The organism is Oryzifoliimicrobium ureilyticum (genome assembly GCF_037199735.1).
GTDB lineage: Bacteria > Pseudomonadota > Alphaproteobacteria > Rhizobiales > Rhizobiaceae > Rhizobium > Rhizobium ureilyticus.
This window is the reverse complement of record NZ_JBBBVQ010000001.1, coordinates 649,670-670,111: the sequence shown is the minus strand read 5'-3', so window position 1 is coordinate 670,111 and position 20,442 is coordinate 649,670. Positions and strand designations below refer to the sequence as shown.

At 55.3% G+C, this 20,442-nt stretch carries 22 protein-coding genes; 16 read left to right on the top strand and 6 right to left on the bottom strand.

The genetic code is table 11. From position 1 onward, the window contains the following. Positions 1-183 precede the first annotated feature (183 nt). Positions 184-1,434 (top strand): GGDEF domain-containing protein, encoded by a 1,251-nt coding sequence (locus VQ830_RS03200; RefSeq protein ID WP_337266590.1) that lies wholly within the window; start codon positions 184-186, stop codon positions 1,432-1,434. Between the two features lie 75 nt (positions 1,435-1,509). After that, positions 1,510-2,769, top strand: a complete 1,260-nt coding sequence (locus VQ830_RS03195) for a cytochrome P450 (protein WP_337266589.1) — start codon at positions 1,510-1,512, stop codon at positions 2,767-2,769. Here the strand turns inward: VQ830_RS03195 and VQ830_RS03190 are convergent. From VQ830_RS03190 to VQ830_RS03180, 3 genes are all read right to left on the bottom strand, one after another. Beyond that, positions 2,764-3,075, bottom strand: a complete 312-nt coding sequence (locus VQ830_RS03190; RefSeq protein ID WP_337266636.1) for a cupin domain-containing protein — start codon at positions 3,073-3,075, stop codon at positions 2,764-2,766. The genes VQ830_RS03195 and VQ830_RS03190 overlap by 6 nt on opposite strands. Before the next feature lie 102 nt (positions 3,076-3,177). Further along, positions 3,178-4,461, bottom strand: coding sequence for an O-acetylhomoserine aminocarboxypropyltransferase (locus tag VQ830_RS03185; protein ID WP_337266588.1), 1,284 nt, complete (start codon positions 4,459-4,461; stop codon positions 3,178-3,180). 156 nt (positions 4,462-4,617) lie between these two features. Beyond that, the gene (locus VQ830_RS03180; protein ID WP_337266587.1) at positions 4,618-5,049 is read right to left on the bottom strand and encodes a CoA-binding protein; all 432 of its coding nucleotides are present in this window, start codon (positions 5,047-5,049) and stop codon (positions 4,618-4,620) included. 208 nt (positions 5,050-5,257) lie between these two features. Here VQ830_RS03180 and VQ830_RS03175 point away from each other — a divergent pair, with 208 nt between their 5' ends. The 5 genes from VQ830_RS03175 to argC all read left to right on the top strand — a co-directional run bounded on the left by VQ830_RS03175 (position 5,258) and on the right by argC (position 9,060). Beyond that, positions 5,258-5,584 carry a hypothetical protein gene (locus tag VQ830_RS03175; RefSeq protein ID WP_337266586.1) on the top strand — a complete coding sequence of 109 codons (327 nt, stop codon included), beginning with the start codon at positions 5,258-5,260 and terminating at the stop codon, positions 5,582-5,584. A 455-nt stretch (positions 5,585-6,039) separates the two neighbouring features. Next, positions 6,040-6,504, top strand: coding sequence for a 50S ribosomal protein L13 (gene rplM / locus VQ830_RS03170; protein WP_337266585.1), 465 nt, complete (start codon positions 6,040-6,042; stop codon positions 6,502-6,504). A 2-nt stretch (positions 6,505-6,506) separates the two neighbouring features. Beyond that, the gene (rpsI, locus tag VQ830_RS03165; RefSeq protein ID WP_337266584.1) at positions 6,507-6,977 is read left to right on the top strand and encodes a 30S ribosomal protein S9; all 471 of its coding nucleotides are present in this window, start codon (positions 6,507-6,509) and stop codon (positions 6,975-6,977) included. Positions 6,978-7,110: 133 nt separating this feature from the next. Continuing rightward, positions 7,111-8,064: an agmatinase gene (gene speB / locus VQ830_RS03160; protein WP_337266583.1), complete on the top strand. Its 954-nt coding sequence runs from the start codon at positions 7,111-7,113 to the stop codon at positions 8,062-8,064. A 69-nt stretch (positions 8,065-8,133) separates the two neighbouring features. Continuing rightward, on the top strand, positions 8,134-9,060 hold the full coding sequence (argC, locus tag VQ830_RS03155; RefSeq protein WP_337266582.1) for an N-acetyl-gamma-glutamyl-phosphate reductase: 927 nt from the start codon (positions 8,134-8,136) through the stop codon (positions 9,058-9,060). Between the two features lie 197 nt (positions 9,061-9,257). Here argC and VQ830_RS03150 read toward each other — a convergent pair whose 3' ends face one another. Continuing rightward, positions 9,258-10,355, bottom strand: coding sequence for a COX15/CtaA family protein (locus VQ830_RS03150; RefSeq protein ID WP_337266581.1), 1,098 nt, complete (start codon positions 10,353-10,355; stop codon positions 9,258-9,260). A 109-nt stretch (positions 10,356-10,464) separates the two neighbouring features. On the opposite strand from VQ830_RS03150, the gene VQ830_RS03145 reads away from it, so the two are divergent. Together VQ830_RS03145 and VQ830_RS03140 are read left to right on the top strand one after the other, a co-directional pair. Further along, entirely contained in the window at positions 10,465-10,677 is a 213-nt protein-coding gene (locus VQ830_RS03145) for a DUF2842 domain-containing protein (protein WP_337266580.1), read from the top strand. A gap of 161 nt (positions 10,678-10,838) precedes the next feature. Further along, complete coding sequence (locus tag VQ830_RS03140; protein WP_337266579.1) at positions 10,839-11,987, top strand: GNAT family N-acetyltransferase; 1,149 nt, start codon at positions 10,839-10,841, stop codon at positions 11,985-11,987. Here VQ830_RS03140 and VQ830_RS03135 read toward each other — a convergent pair. Beyond that, positions 11,984-14,272 (bottom strand): exopolysaccharide transport family protein, encoded by a 2,289-nt coding sequence (locus VQ830_RS03135; protein WP_337266578.1) that lies wholly within the window; start codon positions 14,270-14,272, stop codon positions 11,984-11,986. The two genes, VQ830_RS03140 and VQ830_RS03135, sit on opposite strands and share 4 nt — an antisense overlap. A 189-nt stretch (positions 14,273-14,461) precedes the next feature. On the opposite strand from VQ830_RS03135, the gene VQ830_RS03130 reads away from it, so the two are divergent. The 7 genes from VQ830_RS03130 (at position 14,462) to VQ830_RS03100 (ending at position 20,129) form a co-directional block, all read left to right on the top strand. After that, positions 14,462-15,037, top strand: a complete 576-nt coding sequence (locus VQ830_RS03130) for a polysaccharide biosynthesis/export family protein (protein ID WP_337266577.1) — start codon at positions 14,462-14,464, stop codon at positions 15,035-15,037. A 6-nt stretch (positions 15,038-15,043) separates the two neighbouring features. After that, positions 15,044-16,207, top strand: a complete 1,164-nt coding sequence (locus VQ830_RS03125) for a glycosyltransferase family 4 protein (protein ID WP_337266576.1) — start codon at positions 15,044-15,046, stop codon at positions 16,205-16,207. A 53-nt stretch (positions 16,208-16,260) separates the two neighbouring features. After that, a complete protein-coding gene (locus VQ830_RS03120) occupies positions 16,261-17,817 on the top strand; it encodes an undecaprenyl-phosphate glucose phosphotransferase (protein ID WP_337266575.1) in 1,557 nt (518 codons plus the stop codon). Continuing rightward, on the top strand, positions 17,814-19,034 hold the full coding sequence (locus VQ830_RS03115) for an O-antigen ligase family protein (protein ID WP_337266574.1): 1,221 nt from the start codon (positions 17,814-17,816) through the stop codon (positions 19,032-19,034). Before VQ830_RS03120 ends, VQ830_RS03115 begins: the two co-directional genes overlap by 4 nt. Positions 19,035-19,074: 40 nt before the next feature. Further along, positions 19,075-19,371 carry a helix-turn-helix domain-containing protein gene (locus tag VQ830_RS03110; protein WP_337266573.1) on the top strand — a complete coding sequence of 99 codons (297 nt, stop codon included), beginning with the start codon at positions 19,075-19,077 and terminating at the stop codon, positions 19,369-19,371. Between the two features lie 215 nt (positions 19,372-19,586). Continuing rightward, positions 19,587-19,733 carry a hypothetical protein gene (locus VQ830_RS03105; RefSeq protein WP_337266572.1) on the top strand — a complete coding sequence of 49 codons (147 nt, stop codon included), beginning with the start codon at positions 19,587-19,589 and terminating at the stop codon, positions 19,731-19,733. Positions 19,734-19,856: 123 nt separating this feature from the next. After that, positions 19,857-20,129: a DUF982 domain-containing protein gene (locus VQ830_RS03100; protein ID WP_438617144.1), complete on the top strand. Its 273-nt coding sequence runs from the start codon at positions 19,857-19,859 to the stop codon at positions 20,127-20,129. Between the two features lie 50 nt (positions 20,130-20,179). On the opposite strand, the gene VQ830_RS03095 is transcribed toward VQ830_RS03100, so the two are convergent. Beyond that, a complete protein-coding gene (locus VQ830_RS03095; RefSeq protein WP_337266570.1) occupies positions 20,180-20,407 on the bottom strand; it encodes a hypothetical protein in 228 nt (75 codons plus the stop codon). Between the last annotated feature and the right edge of the window lie 35 nt (positions 20,408-20,442).

The window sequence follows — 20,442 nt, the reverse complement described above, 5'->3', positions numbered from 1 at the left end:
GCCTATGGATAACGTTAAGAACCGCGTGTGTCACTGCGCTTTGCCGCCTGATCGCGCTGCACGTTCACATTCCGGAAAGGTTAAAATCAAATCGCGGTGGAGCACGCCGTCCTTGGCGGCTTACTTAAGAAAGCAGCGAGATTTTTCGATCATCATGGGATCAAACAGGAAGGTGTGTATCCCGTGTTCAATTTTCAAACAGCGATCGCCGTGTGGTGCTCAGAAGCAACGACCTTGTCGCTCGTCCTATTCATGGCATGGCGGCAAGACCGGCAGAGCAAGAGCTATTTCTACTGGGGCCTGGGTTTTCTGTTGAACGCTCTTGGATTCGGGATGCTCGCTTTGGCGGCCTTTATTCCTCAGTTTATGCCGAATGAACTGGGCAATGCTATCGCCCTGGCCGGCCAGACGGCCTGCATTGCGGGCTTTGCCGCACTCGATAAACGGAAAATCGCGTGGTGGGCGCTGTTGTCCCCGGCGATCTGGCTCAGCGGCATCTTCCTTCCTTGGATTTATAACGACCTCGCATCCCGCATCATTCTTTACAACCTCGCTTATGCAACGGGCGCGGCAGGGCTTGCCATGGCTGCCGGCATGGTGGAAGGCGGGCGCGAAGGGACCGGCGTTAAGCTTTCGGCCGTGTTCGTTCTCCAAGCTGTGTTATCATTTGGCACAGCGTTATCCCTGGCTTTATTCGACCAAGACAGGGCCAATGCGACGGATTACGGCCTGATCGCGATGGTCGGGAACTACCTTCTTTTGATTTTCGCTTTCGCATTTGCCTGCCAGCTCGTGATCGAACGCGGCCAGAAACAACTCTACCGTCTGACCATCACAGACACCTTGACAGGCGCATTGAACCGTCGCGGTTTGCTTGGCGTCTTCGATCGTTTCCTACAAAAATCACTCGACGAAAAGAAACAGGTTGCTGTCCTTCTCTTCGATCTCGATCGCTTCAAGCAGATTAATGACAAACTTGGACATCAGGCCGGGGATGCAGTTCTTGCTCAATTCGCCCGCATCGCCCGTCGACATGTTGCCGGCAACCTCTTCGGCAGAATGGGTGGGGAAGAATTTGCAGCCTTTGCTGCCGTCAGCGACCAGTATGATGCAGAAGCCCTCGCTGAAACGATCCGCAGCGAGTTTTGCTATATGCCGATCAGCACCGGCGATGCCATCGTTCCGGCTACCGTGAGCATTGGCGTTTCGATTGCTGAGCCGGCTGAGGCGAACCTGCAGAAAATGATGTCCTCTGCGGACAAAGCACTTTATGCCGCGAAGGCGGCGGGCCGAAATCGGACCGTTGTCTTCGGCAAAGAAGAGACAGCGCGGGTGCCGGAACATATGTCTGAACAGTCCGGCGATCTTGTCCCGACTGTGGACGATCAAATCGAAGCTTTGCGCAGGATCGAGATGCTGGCGCGTGCCGGCTGAGCGGGGTCACAGAGCTTTCAGAAGGCTGATTGAAGTCTGCTTTGCCTTGCAGTGCGAATGCGCTAAGCAGCAGATATGAGCACAGCATACTTCCTTGACATCGATCCGGTTCTGCGGCGCGTTCGCCTTGATGCGCGCAACCCAGACTTCTACGCCAATCCCAACGTCGCCTATGCAGCCATTCATGCACAGTCTCCTACCTTTTACTGGGAGGAGCAGCGGCAGTGGTTTTTCACGGGCTACGATATCGTCAACGGAATCTTGCGTGATCGACGGCTCGGCCGCCAAATCCTGCATATTGCTGACAGAACAGAGCTGAATCTACCGGACCCGCAGCAGCGTCTGGTCAATTTCGACCTGGCGGAACGCCATTCTCTTCTGGAAATTGAACCGCCGGAACATACGCGCCTGCGCACACTGATCAATCGATCCTTCGTGTCGCGCCAGATCGAACAAATGCGCCCTGACATCGAAGCGCTGGCGCATCAATTGATCGACGGCTTCGAAACCAAAGGATCCGTCGAGCTGCTTTCCGCTTTTTCCGATATAATCCCTGTGACCATGATTGCGCGCATGATCGGCATACCAGAAGAGATAGCGCCGCAGCTGCTGTCCTGGTCTCACGACTATGTGGGCATGTATATGTTCAAGCGCACGCGCGCTGACGAGGATGCCGCCGACAAAGCGGCACGCGAATTTGCCGATTACGTTCGTGGGATCATTCGGCAGCGACGAGAGGCACCGCAGAACGATCTCCTCAGTCACATGATCCATACTGAGCATAAAGGACAGTTTCTGACGGATGACGAACTGGTATCGACAACCATCGTCCTTTTAAACGCGGGTCACGAAGCGACGGTCCATCAGATTGGCAATTCGGTCCGCGTCATTCTCGAAAGCGGCTATGAACCCGCCAAGCTCTTTGCGAATGCAAATTCGACGGAAAGGACTGTCGAAGAGACGTTAAGAATTTGCGCGCCCGTTCATATTTTTCAGCGCTGGGTTTTGGAAAACCTGGAGATCGATCGCGTACCGTTGAAGCGTGGAGACAAAATCAGCGTCATCCTCGCCGCCGCCAATCTAGATCCAAAGAAATACTCGGATCCATTGATCTTCAATCCTGAGCGTGCAGAAGCCCCGAACCTGTCCTTCGGCGCCGGAATTCATTTTTGTATCGGCGCCCCGCTGGCGCGCCTCGAACTGAACACGGTACTCCCGATCTTATTTGAAAGGCTTCCGCGCCTCGCTCTGGCGCAAGCACCGAAGGTCAAAGATGTCTATCATTTTCATGGCCTGGAAAGGCTCGACCTTGTCTGGAAGACTTCGTCCCTATAGTCGGATTACGTAGTCCTTTCGGGTTGTCTCGACGACCTCCCAGGTGCCGGCAAAGCCGGGGCGAACGATCAGTCGATCCCCTGCCCGCAAATGCAGCGGTTCTCCGCCGTCCTCCGTCAGAACAGAATATCCGGACAAGATGCTGAAATACTCCCACTCATCATAAGAGACACGCCATTTGCCAGGCGTCGCCTCCCAGATCCCCGCATAGACGCCGCTATCGGTCTCTTCCAGGTTCCAAGTCCTGAAGACAGGATCGCCTTCGAGAATGCGATCTGGCGTCGGTGCTCCGAGCTCCGGATCCATCGTAACCCAATCAAATGAAACATGGTTTGCCACAGGTGTATCCTTGGAGGTTAGGGTCGTCTTGCAGTCGCAGCATCTGCCGAAATTGCAAGACGCAGTATATCATATGCGAGCCAGCGACTGCTCCAGATCGGCGATGATATCCTTGACATCCTCGATCCCGATGGAAACGCGCACGACATCCGGGCCAGCCCCAGCGGCAGTCTTCTGCTCGTCCGACAATTGTCTGTGCGTCGTCGAAGCGGGATGGATCACGAGAGACCTGGTGTCACCAATGTTGGCCAGATGCGAAAAGAGTTTCAGGCCTTCCACCAGAGCTTTTCCTGCTTCATAACCGCCCTTCACTCCAAAGGTGAACACGGCGCCGGCTCCTTGCGGGGCATACTTTACCTGCAGGTCATGATTTGGATCGGCTTCAAGTCCAGCATATTTCACCCATTCGATCTTGCTGTGCGCCTTGAGCCACCGCGCGACCGTTAGCGCATTATCGCTGTGGCGCTGCATCCTCAGTGGTAGCGTCTCAATGCCGGTAAGAATGAGAAAGGCGTTAAAAGGGGAAATGGCCGGTCCGAGATCGCGCAGACCAAGGACGCGCGCCGCAATCGCGAAGGAGAAGTTTCCGAACGTCGAGTGGAGAACCACACCATTATATTCGGGCCGCGGCGCTGATAACATCGGATAACGACCGGAGGCCGACCAATCGAATGTGCCGCCATCGACGATAATCCCGCCCATCGAGTTACCATGTCCGCCCAGGAATTTGGTGAGCGAATGCAAGACGATGTCTGCCCCATGCTCGATCGGACGGACGAGATAAGGGGACGCCATCGTGTTGTCGACAATGAGCGGCAGCCCATGTTTGTGAGCAATCTCAGCAATAGCAGCGATATCAACGAAAGTCCCGCCGGGGTTGGCGAGGCTTTCAATGAAAACGGCTTGAGTATTGTCATCGATTGCAGCTTCGAAGCTTTCCGGCTCCGCCGCGTTCGCCCACCGCACCTGCCATCCAAAATTGTCAAAGGCATGCCCGAACTGATTGATCGAGCCGCCATAGAGCTGACGAGCAGCAACAAAGCTCTGGCCTGAGCGCATGATAGTATGAAAGGTGATCATCTGCGCAGCATGCCCGGACGCCACCGCCAGCGCCGCAGTTCCACCTTCCAGCGCTGCAACACGTTCCTCGAGCACAGCCTGCGTCGGGTTCATGATCCGCGTATAGATGTTGCCGAAAGCCTCAAGTCCGAAAAGCGAAGCGGCATGATCAGAACTGTCGAAGACATAGGCCGTGGTCTGATAGATCGGCGTTGCCCTCGCGCCCGTTGTTGGATCTGGTTGGGCTCCGGCGTGAATGGCAAGCGTGCTGAAGCCAGGATCGTTGTTGGTCATTTCATCCTCCCCGTTGATAGCTCATTCAGAGCATAGCGCCAGGATCGCTGGAATGAACAGGGTTCCATTGCGCGTCATGCCGCTTTTGGACAAAATTCGTTCTGACTTTTTAAGAGCCGCGAAATAGTCGCGCGACCGGTAAAGTAGATGTCCTGCTCAGCCAATCAGCCGCGGATATTCGATAGCAGGGCAGCGGTCCATAATGATGTCGAGCCCTTCAGCTTCCGCTTTGGCTGCAGCAGCGTCGTCACGCACGCCCAGCTGCGTCCAGATGACTTTGGGGCGTGGGTCCAGCTGCAGCACTTCATCCACAACACCAGGCAAATATTCCGACGCGCGAAACACATCGACCATATCGATAGGACCTTCAACCTCCGCGAGCCGCGCGAAGACCTGTCTGCCATGGATTTTTTTGCCCTCCATGCCAGGGTTGACCGGCACGACATCATAGCCTTTAGACAAAAGAAATTGCATTACGCGGAAGCTTGGCCTCTCCGGCTTCGGAGATGCGCCTACGAGAGCGATATGCTTAACACTGCGCAAAATGGCGGCGATCTTTTCATCTGAATAGCTGTCGTGACCGCTCATATCAAACCTTCCCCTTGAGAACTCATTATTATCTTGGCTTGTTGCAATCGGGTAATCGGTCCTGCCTGCGACACAGATGAATGGCGGGTCGTAAACAAAACCATACTGACGAAACTCTTGCGACGCTTCAGCAAAAACAGCTCCTTACAATGTGGTCCGGAGACATATCGTGCCTACATGTCTTCTCAGCCATATGGAGGAGCCTTTCATGAGAACCACCGCCACAGCCGCAATTATTTTGATTGCCGCCGCAACGCCCGTTTTGGCAATTTCCCGCTACAATCCTAAGACAATATCCTGCGATCGGGCGCGGGCAGCAATCCATGAGGAAGGCGCGGTAATTTTTGGCTATAACTCGCCTCGCGGCCTCCCGATTTACGGCCGCTATGTTCGCAACAGCCGATTTTGCGAAGCCAACGAATATGCAGGCTGGACGGCAATTCCTACCAAGGATGATCCCCGCTGCCCTGTCCTGAATTGTCAGCGCTTGGACGATATCGACAGCGATCCGATCGTGCCGCTCAACAATCTTTGATCGGCTAAGGTCTTTGCCGCGCATGGAATCACCGTTCTATCTCTGATCCCGAGATGTTCGCTGTGGTTTTAGCCGCAACTAATAGTCAATGACAGACCCCTAATGCATCTTTTGGATGCGCTTTTGCGCGTCGCGTGCGCCCAAAGATCTGCTATGCAGCTGTTGCTAAAACGGAAGCACTTAAGCTGCCATGAGCTGCCTCCGGAGCCGGAAAAATAGATCGCACCCTTCAGTTTGTTATGGTATTATAATACCACAATTTTAAGTCGTTGAATTATCTCGTTTTTATTTCAGCATCAGATTTCGCACTGCCTTGACCTGAGAGGGTGTCCTGTCTATAGACCGCAGCCAACGGTTTCGCTTTCGCGCCAACCGCCAGCGCCGTGTGCGCGATCAAACAAGCAACAAGAAACGCCCCTGGTCTAGGTCAGGGGATCAGAAGAAAGAGAACCGTTATGGCAACCTTCTCTCAGAAGCCTCTTGAGGTGGAGAAGAAGTGGGTCGTTATCGACGCCGAAGGGCTCGTCGTTGGACGTCTCGCCTCCATCATTGCAATGCGCCTGCGTGGCAAGCACAAGGCAACCTACACCCCTCACGTTGATGATGGCGACAATGTCATCGTGATCAACGCTGATAAAGTCGTTTTCACCGGCAAGAAGTATTCCGACAAGGTTTACTACTGGCACACCGGTTATGCAGGCGGCATCAAGGAACGTACAGCACGTCAGATCATGGAGGGCCGCTTTCCGGAGCGCGTTCTTGAGAAGGCTGTTGAACGCATGATCCCGCGTGGTCCTCTTGGTCGTCGCCAGATGAAGAACCTGCGTGTTTACGCTGGCCCGAACCATCCCCATGAAGCACAACAGCCAGCCGTCCTCGACGTTGCTACGCTGAACAAGAAGAACGTAAGGAGCGCCTGATCATGGCCGATCTTTCCTCTCTGAAGGATCTCGGAACCGCTTCCGAAGCGGCTGCCAAGCCGGTCCATGTCCGCAAGGTTGACCAGCTCGGCCGCGCCTATGCGACTGGCAAGCGTAAGGACGCTGTTGCTCGCGTTTGGGTCAAAGCGGGCTCTGGCAAGATTATTGTCAACGGCAAGGACTTCACTGCCTATTTCGCACGTCCGGTTCTGCAGATGATTCTGCGTCAGCCGATCGTTGCTGCAGCACGTGATGGCCAGTTTGACATCATCGCAACTGTTGCTGGTGGCGGCCTCTCCGGCCAGGCCGGCGCCGTTCGCCATGGCCTTGCAAAGGCCCTCACCTATTTCGAGCCGGGCCTGCGCACGACCTTGAAGAAGGGTGGCTTCCTGACCCGCGACTCGCGTGTTGTTGAACGTAAGAAGTACGGCAAGGCAAAGGCCCGCCGGTCCTTCCAGTTCTCCAAGCGTTAATCGCAGGAACTATGGACTTACGAAAAGCGGGGCCTCGGCTCCGCTTTTTGCTTTTGCAGATAGCCCATAGGCATAGTTGTTCATTTTACCGGCCCGCCTATACACTCCTGAAAAGTCCGAACGGGAGAATGCCTTGACGAAAAAGACGATCGACCACGCCTTTACCGGAACGGAGTTGCGCTCTTCCGCTACAGATCCGACTTTCGCCGGCGCGCTTTCTTTCATGCGCCGCCGCTTTACGAAAGATCTCAGCGAAGCCGAGGCTGTTGTCTGGGGAATTCCGTTCGATGCCGCCACGTCGAATAGGCCGGGCGCGCGCTTCGGGCCGCAGGCGATCCGTCGTGCGTCGGCCATCTTCGACAATGATCCTCAATACCCCTTCGGCCGTGACCTTTTCGCAAATCTCTCGGTCATCGACTACGGAGACTGCCTTCTGGACTACGGAAATCACCAGGAGACACCCGCAGCCATCGAGCGTCAGGCAGCTGACATCCTGGCCAGTGACGCGTTTCTGTTGTCGCTCGGCGGAGATCACTTCGTCACATGGCCGCTGTTGAAGGCGCATGTTGCCAAATACGGGCCGCTCGCGCTGGTTCACTTCGATGCTCACCAGGATACCTGGTTCGATGACGGACGGCGTATCGACCATGGGTCTTTCGTCGCCAGAGCCGCACGGGAGGGTCTCATTGATACAGAGCACTCCATACAGATCGGCATCCGCACCCATGCGCCGGAGGATTGCGGCATCCGCATCCTCTATGGATATGACGTGGAAGCGGCCTCTGCGAAAGAACTTGCCAAGACTATCGAGGCTCAGGTTAGCGGACACCCGGTTTATCTCACCTTCGATATCGATTGTCTCGATCCAGCATTCGCTCCCGGCACTGGAACGCCGGTCGCGGGCGGCCCATCCAGTGCCAAAATCCTTTCGGTGCTACAAAATCTCGGAAACCTCGACATCAAGGGCGCTGACGTGGTCGAAGTCGCTCCTGCTTACGACCATGCCGATATCACCGCCATTGCCGGTGCTACGGTCGCCATGTATATGCTCGGCCTCTACCAAGTGCGGAAAGGGCATCAGTGTTGAGAAACTGAATCAATTCCATGCGAAACTGATTCCGGTTCTGACGGTAACTTATTGAAAAGGCGAATAGAGATGGCAGTAAAGATCTTCATTGACGGCGAAGCGGGAACGACGGGTCTTCAGATCCGCGAGCGTCTTGCCGATCGACGTGATCTTGAGTTGCTCTCCATTCCAAGCGAAAGCCGCAAAGATACCTCAGTCCGCGCCGAACTCCTGAATGCGGCAGATGTCGCTATCTTGTGTCTGCCGGACGAGGCTGCCAAGGAAAGCGTCAATCTCATTCAAAATGATACGACTCGCGTGATCGACGCATCAACGGCATACCGGGTGGCGGAAGGCTGGGCTTATGGTTTTGCCGAAATGAGTCGCGACCAGGCAAGCATCATCGCAAGTGCCAAGCGTGTGGCCAATCCCGGCTGCTGGCCGCAAGGCGCAATCGCAACGCTGCGCCCCCTGATCGAAGCAGGCTTGTTACCGGCTGACTTTCCCGTCAGCGTCAACGGCATTTCCGGCTATTCCGGCGGGGGTCGCAGCATGATCGAAGACTATGTCGCCAAAGGCGAAGATGCTTGCGAGTACATGCCTTACGGTCTCACGTTCAAGCATAAGCATCTTCCTGAGATGCGGCATTACGCAAAGCTGGAGCGCACGCCGATTTTCCAGCCGGTGGTTGGGAATTTTGCCCAGGGCATGATCGTCACTGTGCCTTTGCAACTGGGCAGCCTACCAAGGGTGCCAAAGGGGATCGAACTGCACGCCGCTATAGCCGATCATTATGCGGCCATCGAGGGGGGCGTTGTTGAGGTTGCGCCCTTTGTCATGATGGAACGTTCGCCCGAGCTTAATCCAGAGCTTTATAACAATACCAATCGCATGCGCCTTCATGTCTTCTCCAATGACGATACAGCACAAGCTGTCCTCATCGCCGTCTATGACAATCTTGGCAAAGGCGCATCAGGCGCTGCCGTGCAAAACCTCGATCTCATGATCGGGGCTTGAGTCGCGTCCGGCTCGGACAATCGTCCGAGCCAATCGCTGCCGCTTGGCTAAAACACCAGCAAGAAGATCGCGCACTATCTTCTCACATCGATTTTAAAAGAAGAGTTTCAGAGAATCTCATGCGGATATCTGCAGCGTAGTCCCCTATAGCAATGGGCTTCCAGGGCAAATGCAAACCCCGGTAAGTCTATCATTCCCTAACGCACCTGTTGTTGGGGCAGTGCATATTCGCCGAAGAAGCCGTGGAAGTGCACCATCGCGTAACCCAGTACAACCAGTGCACCGGCCTGATGCGCCAGAGCCCAATGTAGCGGCACCTGAAGGACCAGCGTTGTGATACCGAGCATCGCTTGTATGGTGACAAGACCGAAAAGGATCACCGCCCCTCGCGCATGTGTGCTTCCCGGAGCAAGGCGAAGTGACACGAGCATATGCACGAGCGTTGCGGAAAAGAGCAGATAAGCCCCGCAGCGATGCACGAACTGTACTGTCTTCGGATTTTCGAACAGGTTGATCCAAAGCGGGTTCTGTATGAAGAGGTCAGACGGAATCAAGGCACCATCCATCAACGGCCAAGTGTTATATGACAAGCCGGCATGGAGGCCCGCGACCAGCGCGCCGAGATAAATCTGAAAAAGGGCGAGCAATGCGATCAATCCAGATGCCCATTTGGAGCCGTCGGTCGGCGGCCTGTCATTGCGGTGCGGAGTCAGTCCGCGCATGATCCAAATGCAGGCGCAGAATATCGTGCACGCCATCGTTAGATGCGTGGCAAGCCTATATTGCGAGACGCTGGTGAGCTTCGACAGGCCTGATGACACCATCCACCAGCCAATAAATCCTTGGAGCCCCCCAAGAGCGAGCACGCCGACGAGAGGCCAGCGCAGCCTTTTCTCGATCCGGCCCGTCAACCAGAACCACAGAAGCGGAAGCGCAAACACCACTCCGATCGAACGCGCCAGAAACCGATGTGCCCATTCCCACCAGTAGATCGACTTGAATTCACTCAAAGTCATGTCGCTGTTCACGACCTGATACTGAGGAATGCGCTTATACAGATCGAATTCCTCTTGCCATTGCGCTTCGCCAATCGGCGGAACGACGCCGTGGATTGGCTTCCATTCCGTGATCGAAAGGCCTGATCCGGTCAGGCGAGTCGCTCCCCCAACGAGAAACAAGCCGAACAACACCACAATAACCACAGAAAGCCATATGCGCAGGGCTCGGCGATTGTTGTGTATCGGCTTCCCGCTATGGAGAACCGCGTCTTGGTCGCGACGATCTATGACGGCCATATCTGCTCCTAACTTCCTAAGATTGATTTGCATCACTGCTTGCGGCAAAACAAGACATGGATGTTTGCGGCATGCGGTCGCGGTCGATCCGATCGGAGGAGATTTCATCATGCCTGTCCGTCTTCGAAAATTTATCGGAACAATCATTATCGTCTTTCTGGTCGCAAGTTATGCCCTGATCGCGAATACGATTGCCGTGGCACGCTTGGGGGATACCCCCTGGTGGGGCCATCTGCTTTATTTTGCGCTGACGGGCATGCTTTGGATCATTCCAGCAATGTTCCTCATCAAATGGATGCAAGGGCCAAAAAAGTCCCAGTAAAATGCAAGCAAATTTGAGCACTGAGACCATGAATAAAGGACGGGTCGAAAAACGCTGCGGCGGGGCGGCAGACCCGATGCTCGGTAGTGAAACAATCTCGTATCGTTGCAGGCCGAAGCACGCGCATCCGTCTTGCGTGATGCAAGGCTATTTCCAACGCCATGCTTGAGCTAAACCTGTCTGGCAGCATCGCAGATATTGAAACGGATTGGCGCGCCCTCGAAGAGGATCATTTCAACTCGCTTTACCATAGCTACGATTGGTGCGCGGCTTGGATCGAAGCCTGCGATTCTCGCGTCGCGATCGTCCAAGGCAAGTTCCAAGGCAAAACCGCCTTCGTCCTCCCACTCGAGATTATTGAGGTCTTCGGTGGAAAAGTGGCGCGTTTCATTGCTGCGCCACATGGCAACATTAGCACCGGCCTCTTCGCGGCAGATTTTGCGGATTGGGCCGCTCAGAACCTGGACCAAGCGGCGGTTGAGCTGAAGAAAGCACTGAAAGAAGCGCTCAAGGACTGTGCTGATTTCCTCCTTCTCGAAAACCTGCCGCTGACTTGGCGCGGCCGACGCAACCCGCTTGCTTTGCTGCCTTTGACGCGCAACCAGAACAGCGCTTACCAACTGCCCCTAAAGGGTAGTTTGGATGAAACGCTGTCGCAATTGAATGCCAAGACCCGCCGCCGGAAGTTTCGTATTCAATCGAAACGCCTCGGAGAGCTCGGCGGCTTCGAATACCTGAAGTCCAACGCCGACCTTGGCGAACAACACCGCCTCCTCGATCTCTTCTTCGAACAAAAATCGAAGCGGCTTGAGGCGCTCGGCTTCAAGAACGTGTTTTCCGGCCCTGAGGTAAAGCAGTTCTTTCATGCCATTCTTGACCGGTCTGCTGGTCGAAGCACAGGTTTCCGTTTCGAGATGCATGCGCTCCGACTGAAGGGCGCACATGAAAACCAAATAGCCGCCATTGCAGGGATTGCGCGCAAAGGCGATCATGTTCTTTGCGAATTCAGTTCTATCGATGATGGTCCGGCCCGCGATGCCAGTCCCGGAGAATTCCTATTCTGGCAAATGATTGCCGGTTTTCACGACGGATCGACAGTGCTCTTCGACTTTGGAATCGGTGACCAAAACTACAAGCGCTCCTGGGCACCGTGCGAGACCAAGCACTATGATGCCGTTCTGCCTATCAGCAAGGCTGGCCATATCGGAGCTGCTCTCCATCGAAGCCAGTCTCTCGCAAAGAGGGTCATCAAATCGAATGACCGCGCCTATCGATGGGCGCAGCGTTTAAGACGCGCCCTGCCCGGCTAGGCGGCATCGCGTATAGCGAGGTGACCACGGCCGTCGTCTCCGCCGGACATCAGAAGAATGCGCTGGTAGCCGGCAGCCTCGAAGGCAACCATCGTGTCGACAAAGGTCTGCTCGACCATATGCGGCATCGACAGAACGATCTCGATATCTTTGCTTCCCGTCAGCCGCGCCACGCTGGCAACATCAGCCGCGCCGCATTCCACGACCACCGTCTCATAGGCGGAGACCAGTGCATCGATAAGGATCGAAAGCCTGTCGGCTCCTCGCATCGCAAGATGCAGATCACCTTTACCCTGAGGCACGATATGAACTTCCGACAGGCGATCAATGTGGATCGTATCGCCGAAGGCGACAGCCCCGGCCAGAAGATCGGTCACGCCCGCCGCATTGGGCTCAGCCATCATGAGACCTGTCGGACAGCCCGATGTGGTAAGATCAAGAAGGACGACGCGCTTTCCGGCATCCGCTAAAGCCCTCGCCAGCGACACGGCCGCGGCCGAGCCATCGTCGCCCGTCGGGGAAATCGAAACGACCAGTGCTGCCCGCACTCGAATAAGATAATCGGCGACCGAGATGACGGAGAACTCGTTGTCATCAGCATCGAGGCTCTTGGGCAAAGGCTCCGCTATAATTGGGGTTGCGACCTCAGCCGAAATCCGGTCGGCGGCTGGCTCTACGACACGGACCTCGTCTGGCTTTGCAGTTTCGTTCTGTTCTGTCGAGAGGACGACCTCGTCGTCGGTCTTGACGAGAGGCCGACGTTCGATTGGATCTCTGAGAGGCTTTCTCTTACGTAACCCGAAATATCGAGCTTTTTTGCTTTCCGGCTCGATCTTTGCAATCGCCGGAAGGCTTTCTTCTTCTATCACGGTGATGGTTGGTGCCCCTACCGGACGCAACGCTCGGCCGCTGAAAAGCTCGGTCAGGATCAGGCCGATTATCGTCAAGACGAAGGTTGCGACAGCCGCGACCACAACAATCACGCCAGTTTTGGGAAAATAAGGATCGACAGGCTGGACGGCGGCAGACACAATTCGAGCATCGGCCGGTGCAGAATTCTTGTCGACGCGCGATGTCGCTTCCCGATACCGGGAAAGATAGGTTTCCAGGAGCGAGCGCTGTGCCGTCGCCTCACGCTCCAACGATGCAAGGCCCACTTCTGCCTCGCCAGCTGCAGCGCTTGTCGATTTTAACGAGGCGACCTGCTGCTCAAGCTGACGCAGGCGCATGTCAGCGACGGTTTTTTCGTTTTCGATGCTCGCCAGCACGTTTTGTGTCTCACTGCGGATCTGGCTGCGGATATCCGTCAGTTGCGCTCTCAAGCCCCTCAATCTCGGATGATTTTGAAGAAGTACCGTCTGCAGATCGGAGATCTGCGACTGGAGAGCGGACTCCGTCGCCTTCAGGCGCTGGATTGTCGGGGAGCCAATAATGTCCGGTAAAGTATCGGACGCTTCGCCAGATGAGATTGCGGTGCGTACAGCATTGGCCCTCGCCTCCGCATTCGCGCGCTCGCCCCTGACACGCGTTAATTCGGCCGAGATGTCATTGAGCTGCTGGGCTGGAAAGGTTGTTCCGCTGTTGGTGGGCAAAAGGCCGTGTTCGCTGCGATAGGATGCGACCTTTTGTTCGGCCTCTTCGACTTTCTGCCGAAGCTTTTCGATTTCCGGTTCCAGCCAGCGCGTGGCTTCGGAGTTGGAATCAAGCTTTGCACCGCTTTGGAGCGCCAAATATGCCTTGGCCATGGCATTCGGGATGGTAGCGGCGAGCTGCGGATCACGCGATGAAAATGTGATGCCGATGACACGCGATCCCGGCACCTGATAGACTTGAAGTTTCTCGTTAAAGACATCGATGAGCCGCTCCTCAGGGGGAACCTCCAGTGGGTTCTTCTTCAGGTGCAAGGCAATCAGAAGGTTGGAGAAGGCTGAGCCATTGGCGGCCTTATCGAATTCAGGGCGCTCATAAAGCTTCTGGCTGGCAATGACGCTTTTGATCAGGTCGGCCGATTGCAGCAACTGAACCTGGCTGGCGATATTGAGCTCATCGAGCAGAGGATTGCTGATCGCCCCTTCAGTCTGCGTGCTCGCAAAGGCGGGCGCCCGCTGCTCGATGAGAATGCGCGTCTCGCTTTTATACTGCGGCGTGACCATCTTTGCTGCAACGAATGCCGCACAGGCTACCGTCGCGGTCAGGATTACGATGCGAAAGCGGCGACGCCAAATGGCACGCGCCAAAACGCCAAGGTCGATATCTACATCCTGATTTGCCGCTGAGCTCGACATACAGCACTCCAACACAAGCCAAGTCTTCACCGTAAAGGATCATGGTAACTTGAGTGTTAATGGGCCACCAATGGGCACTGTAGCCTTTAAAACGCGTCTAGAGCGGCTAATCGCTCCTCTCTTTACTACTCGTTAACCCTAACGGAACGATAACGGATCAACAGAATCGTTCGCTACGAGCCGATTGCTATGCATTTTTCCGCGAAGAACACTTTTATAGCTCTGGCTCTTGCCGTTGTGGCCTTCATTACTTCCGGCTGCAATACCTATAAGCCTGCGCCACCTGCCTTCAACGAGGCCGCACTGCAGCCTTATCACCTTGATAGCGGCGACAGGCTCCGCATCACGGTTTTCGATCAGCCGTCGATGAGCAATACCTACACCGTCGATCAGGCAGGCTATATCGCCTTTCCGCTTGTCGGTCAGGTGGCGGCACGAGGCCGCACTCTTCAGCAACTGTCCGGCCAGATTGCTCAAAAGCTTCGGCAAGGTTACCTGCGCGATCCGGACGTGACGATCGATATCGATCGATACCGGTCCGTCTTCATCATGGGAGAGGTCGGCCAGCCGGGGCAATATGCTTACGTTCCAGGAATGACGGTTCAAAATGCCATTGCGGTCGCCGGCGGGTTCACGCCGCGCGCCAACCAGTCGACGGTGGATGTCACGCGCAAAATCAACGGAGAGGTCCTGACGGGACGCGTCAATATTTCCTCTGCGATCATCGCGGGTGACACGATCTACGTACGGGAGCGTCTCTTTTAACCCGTCATGACAAAAAAGCCGCTGAGGATCCTCCATTGCTTTCGTTCACCCGTAGGAGGCATCTTCCGTCACGTCCGCGATTTGGTGGAAGAGCACAGCAAAGCCGGTCATGAGATCGGTATTATCTGTGATAGCTCAACCGGCGGCGAACACGAAGATCTGCTCTTCGAAGATATCAAGCCATATCTCTCCCTGGGGCTTATCCGTATTCCTATTCAGCGCTCCATCAGCCTGAGCGATGCGCGGGTCTTGAGAAACACATTCCGGCAAATCAAAGCTTTGAAGCCGGATGTCCTTCACGGGCATGGCGCCAAGGGCGGCGTCATCGCGCGCCTTGCGGGAACGGCGCTCAGGATCGGCGGAAATCGCGTCGCCCGGCTTTACACCGCTCATGGGGGAAGTCTGCACTATTCGCGCTCGTCGCTTAGTGGTCAACTTGTACTGCGGGCCGAACGCTTTCAGGAGCGGCTGACAGATACTCTTCTCTTCATCTGCGAATACGAGGAAATCACCTACAACAAGAAGATCGGAAAGCCTCGGATCGCGACGCGGCTGATCTATAACGGCATTAATGAACGAGACTTCGAAATCATCCCGCCCCGTCTCGATAGCGTCGATTTCATGTATGTGGGGATGTTGCGTGACCTTAAGGGGCCGGATGTCTTCATCGAAGCCTTCGCCAAGACGGAGCGAATTCTCGGTCGACCGCTCTCGGCCCTCGTGATCGGCGATGGTCCCGATAGGGATAAGTATCTCGCGATGATCGTGGAAAGCGGGCTCAACCGGCGCATCAGCATGTTGCCGGCAATGCGCGTGAAGGAGGCCTTCACCATGTCACAGATTCTCGTGGTGCCGTCACGCGCCGAAGCAATGCCCTACATCGTTCTGGAGGGGCTGGCGGCAGGAAAGACCATCGTTGCCTGCCGAGTCGGGGGCATTCCGGAAGCACTCGGCAAAACGAGCGCGGCGCTTGTGGAGCCTGGTAATTCCGACGATCTTGCGCGTGTGATGGCTGAAGCGCTGACCACGCCCAATTGGCACCACACTGTCATGCCGGCGCGTGGTGCGATTGAATTGGCCTTCAGTGCGTCTCACATGGCGCAGCAGGTCATGACGGCTTACAGCGAGCTTGTCGAGCGCCTGCAACCCCACCGCTTCCCCGATACGTAAAGCTTTCTTAGTAGCTTTCGTGCTAGGCGCTGTCTGAAACAGGCGGCGAGCGTATGAACAAGGTAGAACACCCAAACCAGTTCAGCGTCGAGGATGGAGGAAGCCATGTTTCTCCAGCTCCCGACACCACGGGCAGCGGCCCTTCCGAGGCAGGATCGCTGAACGACTATGCACGCCAAATTGCGCACCAACTGGGAGGCGAGGCCTATTCTCCGGCACTGGTGATTGGCCTCTTGCGTCTTTTTGAATTTCTGCTGCAGGCTATCCTAGGCTTCTTCCTGCTCGTCACCTATTCGCCGTTTCCTGGCGGCACCTCCCTTGAAGGCGCAGTGCTGACGTCTGTCAGTTATGCGATCGTGATGCTTCTCGCCCTACAAACTGCAGATGCCTATTCCATTCCCGCGCTGCGCGCCCGGGTCAGACTGCTGCCGCGCTTTTTGACGGCTTACGTTATAGCGTTCACCCTTTGCTCCTGTGGCCTTTTCGTGGTGGCTGGCATCGACAAAGCCGTGCTTGGCTTTTGCGGCGCTTGGCTACTGGCCGGCGGCATTCTTTTTGCGATCCTGCGGTTTCTGATCGCATTCAGCATCCGCCGTTGGGCCCGCAATGGCATCATGGAACGACGCGCCATCATTGTCGGCGGCGGCGAACCAGCACGTGAACTGATACGCGCGCTTGAGGCTCAGCCCGACAACGACATCCGCATCTGCGGCATCTTCGACGATCGCGGCGAAGGGCGCTCTCCCGTGATGGTGGCGGGTTATCCTAAACTCGGCAAGGTCTCGGAACTCGTCGAGTTCGCGCGTATCACGCGCTTGGATATGCTGATCATCGCGTTGCCGATGAGCGCCGAAGAGCGCATCCTGCAACTCCTTAAAAAATTGTGGGTCCTGCCGGTCGATATCCGCCTCGCTGCACATGCCAATCGGCTTCGCTTCCGACCCCGGACCTATTCGCATATCGGCATCGTGCCCATGTTGGATATTTTCAACAAGCCAATCCGCGATTGGGACTCGGTGGCAAAACGAGGCTTCGACATCGTGATCGCCTCGTTGGCACTCTGCTTTCTTTGGCCCGTGATGGTCGCCACGGCGATTGCCATCAAGGCCACCTCCGAAGGCCCTGTTTTCTTCATGCAGAAACGGCATGGCTTCAACAATGAAGTCATCAAGGTCTTCAAATTTCGGTCGATGTACACGAACATGACAGACCAAAACGCCAAAGTCGTCGTCACAAAAGGCGATCCGCGGGTGACCCGCGTCGGTCGCTTTATCCGCAAAACCTCGATCGACGAGTTGCCCCAACTGTTCAACGTTCTGAAGGGCGACCTTTCGCTTGTTGGGCCGCGCCCGCATGCTGTTCTCGCTCAAACAAAGGACCGTCCCTGGGCTGATATCGTCGAAGGCTATTTTGCGCGCCACCGCGTCAAGCCTGGCGTGACAGGCTGGGCCCAGATCAATGGTTGGCGTGGCGAGGTCGATACCGAAGAGAAAATTCGCCTCCGAACGGCCTATGATCTGCATTACATCGAGAACTGGTCGCTCTGGTTCGATCTGAAAATTCTCGTGCTGACACCCATTCGGCTGCTGAACACGGAAAACGCCTATTGAGCGCTATTCCCTCAGAACACGAGGTGGTCTTACATCCTCAGCGCGCCACGCTGAGGATTATCGGCTCCTGCCTCGTTGCCTTCGGGGTCTTCTTGTCGGGCTTCGTGATTGACGAGCCTGCGCCCTATGAACTTTATATGGCGGGCCTGATCGGCATATGGTTTCTTCTGGGCCTGCGGATTTCGCGCGCCACTTTGCCATTGCTTGCGCTTTTCTTGCTATTCAACATTGGCGGCATGTTGTCCCTCACGCAGATGCGTGATCTGGCGACAGGGCCGATGTATATCGCCGTCTCGACCTTTCTGGCCCTGACCTCGGTTTTCTATGCAGCGATCATTGAGGAGAGCAGCGCCCGTTTGCCTCTCATCTTCAAGGCTTGGACGGTTGCTGCCGTCATTACCGCCTCTCTCGGCATCTTGGGATATTTCCATGCGTTCCCGGGCTCGGAAGTCTTCACGCTTTACGATCGCGCCAAGGGCGCCTTCCAGGACCCGAATGTCTTCGGACCCTTTCTCATCCCCCCTGCCCTCTATTTGATTCAGGGCATCCTTGGCGGGCGGGTCTTGGGCATGCCGCTGAAGATTTTGGCATTGCTTATTCTCACGCTTGGCGTGTTCCTGTCATTCTCGCGCGCGGCCTGGGGCCTTTACGCCTTCAGCGTCATCTCGCTGATCCTCGTAATGCTTCTGAAACAGCGCAGCACGCGGTTTCGTCTGCGGGTCCTGACGCTCTCCTTGCTGGCCGTGGGCATGATGATGGCAGCATTGCTGATCGCACTGCAAATACCAAAAGTCGCCGACCTCTTCTCAACACGTGCGCAGCTCGTTCAGCAATATGACGGGGAACATCTCGGCAGGTTCGAACGGCATCGGATCGGCTTCCAGATGATGATGGAACGCCCTTTGGGGATCGGCCCTCTGGTTTTCGGCACGATGTTTCCGGAAGACGAGCACAACATCTGGCTGAAATCGCTGACGACCTACGGATGGCTCGGCTTTGTGAGTTACGTAACACTCCTTCTGGTCACCCTATGGCTGGGCTTTTCGTATCTATTGCGCGAGCGGCCCTGGCAGCCATTTCTGGCGATTGCATGGATCACGCTTCTGGGACATGCGGGGATCGGCAATGTGATCGACTTGGACCATTGGCGGCATGTCTATATTCTCTTCGGCATCTTATGGGGATGCATCGCACTGGAGCAGAAGTGGCGCCCTTAGAGGGCTTGAGATCACTCAGGTCAGCTCTATTTGAGTTTCCATGATAAAAGCATTTCAAATTCGTGCAGCGAGAGCCATGGCAGGCTTGAGCATTGAAGACTTGGCCGCCACGACAGGGCTTTCTGCCCAAGACCTGTTGATGATCGAAAAAGAAGATCAGCCAAGAACCGCTTCAGCAGCCTTTGAGTCGGTGCGACACGCACTCGAACAAGCTGGCGTCGGTTTTTTTGAGGTAGCAGAGGCCTCATTTGGCGGTCCAGGCGTCTTTATGAAACAGAAGCTCGGGTCTTCTGATGGTATCAGACCTGAAAATCTCGATGCGACTAATGATGATTGAGCGGGCAGCCCAAGATCGAGCTGCGCAGGTGAGACACAAAACGCAGAAACACCTTGCTGAATGAAAGTCTGCAGCAAAGCCATTTTTGGCTTTGTATTTTGACGATGAAGAGAAACACCATCGAGCAATCAATATAATTTATTTTTACGCACTAAGGGAACCATGCACAGACCCACGCGTTTCTCGCCCGTTCTTACCTCACTTAGGAAATTCGCGTGAAAAGTAACGGTTTGTATTTTGTTATTGGTGCCCTTCTTGTCGTCGTAATCGGGCTGGGCGCGTATATTTATCATGAACAAACGAAGCCTAAGGGCGTCGAAATGAATATTGGCGAAAACGGCGTTTCAATCGAACAGAAGTAAAGCCGTTCGCGAACATCCTTTTCCCAAGGATATTGTTTTTCAAGAACCGATGGGCCGTCCATCGGGACGGATGAACATACGGCTCCCATTTTAACAAACCGATGCATTCCGCTTCCGAAATCGATGCCGATGTCGGACGATGCCCAACATCTGGATCATAACTTGACTTACAAGCCTTTCCCGTCGCCGGTGAGGGTAAAATCCTCAGATGCGACCGTGATTATCGAAAGTGCCTGGGATGCGGTCGAGTATCTTGGCAGGTGGCCTGGAACTCATTGCAGCAGATACCGCATTGCAGTTCAACATTGCAAAGATGCAGTGGACGGACTTCGGTGCCCTAGCATTGCGTCGAAGTCATTCATTTCAGCGGCGCGCCATGCCGATCTACTGGTCTGAGGACAGCCATGCTAAGGCAAGCGATCTTAAAACGTCGCTTGCCAGCGGGGTCACATTTTCAATCGACTGCCGGGGGAGATCAACTGCATCTGGGCTTCAGCATCCAGCATTGCGTTTGTCATAAGTCGCGCAACCTGCGCTTCTGCCAATTCTACCAGCGCCAATGCGACTTCTTCTTCAGACCAGCCGCTGGCAATGCTTTGATGAAAAAACGACCTGAAGCTCTGACCAAGAGCGTCCTTGCATGTTGCAATCCGATCGTCATCCGCCATATCCATGAATGCTTATCCTCGTTCAGCTCACTTGTATGTAC

What these genes read in the sequence shown, in the direction of transcription:
- VQ830_RS03135 (WP_337266578.1), bottom strand. Translation starts at nt 14,272, where the DNA reads ATGTCGAGCTCAGCGGCAAATCAGGATGTAGATATCGACCTTGGCGTT.
- VQ830_RS03100 (WP_438617144.1), top strand. Translation starts at nt 19,857, where the DNA reads ATGCCGATGTCGGACGATGCCCAACATCTGGATCATAACTTGACTTAC.
- VQ830_RS03190 (WP_337266636.1), bottom strand. Translation starts at nt 3,075, where the DNA reads ATGGATCCGGAGCTCGGAGCACCGACGCCAGATCGCATTCTCGAAGGC.
- VQ830_RS03185 (WP_337266588.1), bottom strand. Translation starts at nt 4,461, where the DNA reads ATGACCAACAACGATCCTGGCTTCAGCACGCTTGCCATTCACGCCGGA.
- VQ830_RS03175 (WP_337266586.1), top strand. Translation starts at nt 5,258, where the DNA reads ATGAGAACCACCGCCACAGCCGCAATTATTTTGATTGCCGCCGCAACG.
- rplM (WP_337266585.1), top strand. Translation starts at nt 6,040, where the DNA reads ATGGCAACCTTCTCTCAGAAGCCTCTTGAGGTGGAGAAGAAGTGGGTC.
- VQ830_RS03110 (WP_337266573.1), top strand. Translation starts at nt 19,075, where the DNA reads ATGATAAAAGCATTTCAAATTCGTGCAGCGAGAGCCATGGCAGGCTTG.
- VQ830_RS03125 (WP_337266576.1), top strand. Translation starts at nt 15,044, where the DNA reads ATGACAAAAAAGCCGCTGAGGATCCTCCATTGCTTTCGTTCACCCGTA.
- VQ830_RS03120 (WP_337266575.1), top strand. Translation starts at nt 16,261, where the DNA reads ATGAACAAGGTAGAACACCCAAACCAGTTCAGCGTCGAGGATGGAGGA.
- VQ830_RS03140 (WP_337266579.1), top strand. Translation starts at nt 10,839, where the DNA reads ATGCTTGAGCTAAACCTGTCTGGCAGCATCGCAGATATTGAAACGGAT.
- VQ830_RS03095 (WP_337266570.1), bottom strand. Translation starts at nt 20,407, where the DNA reads ATGGATATGGCGGATGACGATCGGATTGCAACATGCAAGGACGCTCTT.
- VQ830_RS03150 (WP_337266581.1), bottom strand. Translation starts at nt 10,355, where the DNA reads ATGGCCGTCATAGATCGTCGCGACCAAGACGCGGTTCTCCATAGCGGG.
- VQ830_RS03180 (WP_337266587.1), bottom strand. Translation starts at nt 5,049, where the DNA reads ATGAGCGGTCACGACAGCTATTCAGATGAAAAGATCGCCGCCATTTTG.
- argC (WP_337266582.1), top strand. Translation starts at nt 8,134, where the DNA reads ATGGCAGTAAAGATCTTCATTGACGGCGAAGCGGGAACGACGGGTCTT.
- rpsI (WP_337266584.1), top strand. Translation starts at nt 6,507, where the DNA reads ATGGCCGATCTTTCCTCTCTGAAGGATCTCGGAACCGCTTCCGAAGCG.
- VQ830_RS03145 (WP_337266580.1), top strand. Translation starts at nt 10,465, where the DNA reads ATGCCTGTCCGTCTTCGAAAATTTATCGGAACAATCATTATCGTCTTT.
- VQ830_RS03130 (WP_337266577.1), top strand. Translation starts at nt 14,462, where the DNA reads ATGCATTTTTCCGCGAAGAACACTTTTATAGCTCTGGCTCTTGCCGTT.
- VQ830_RS03195 (WP_337266589.1), top strand. Translation starts at nt 1,510, where the DNA reads ATGAGCACAGCATACTTCCTTGACATCGATCCGGTTCTGCGGCGCGTT.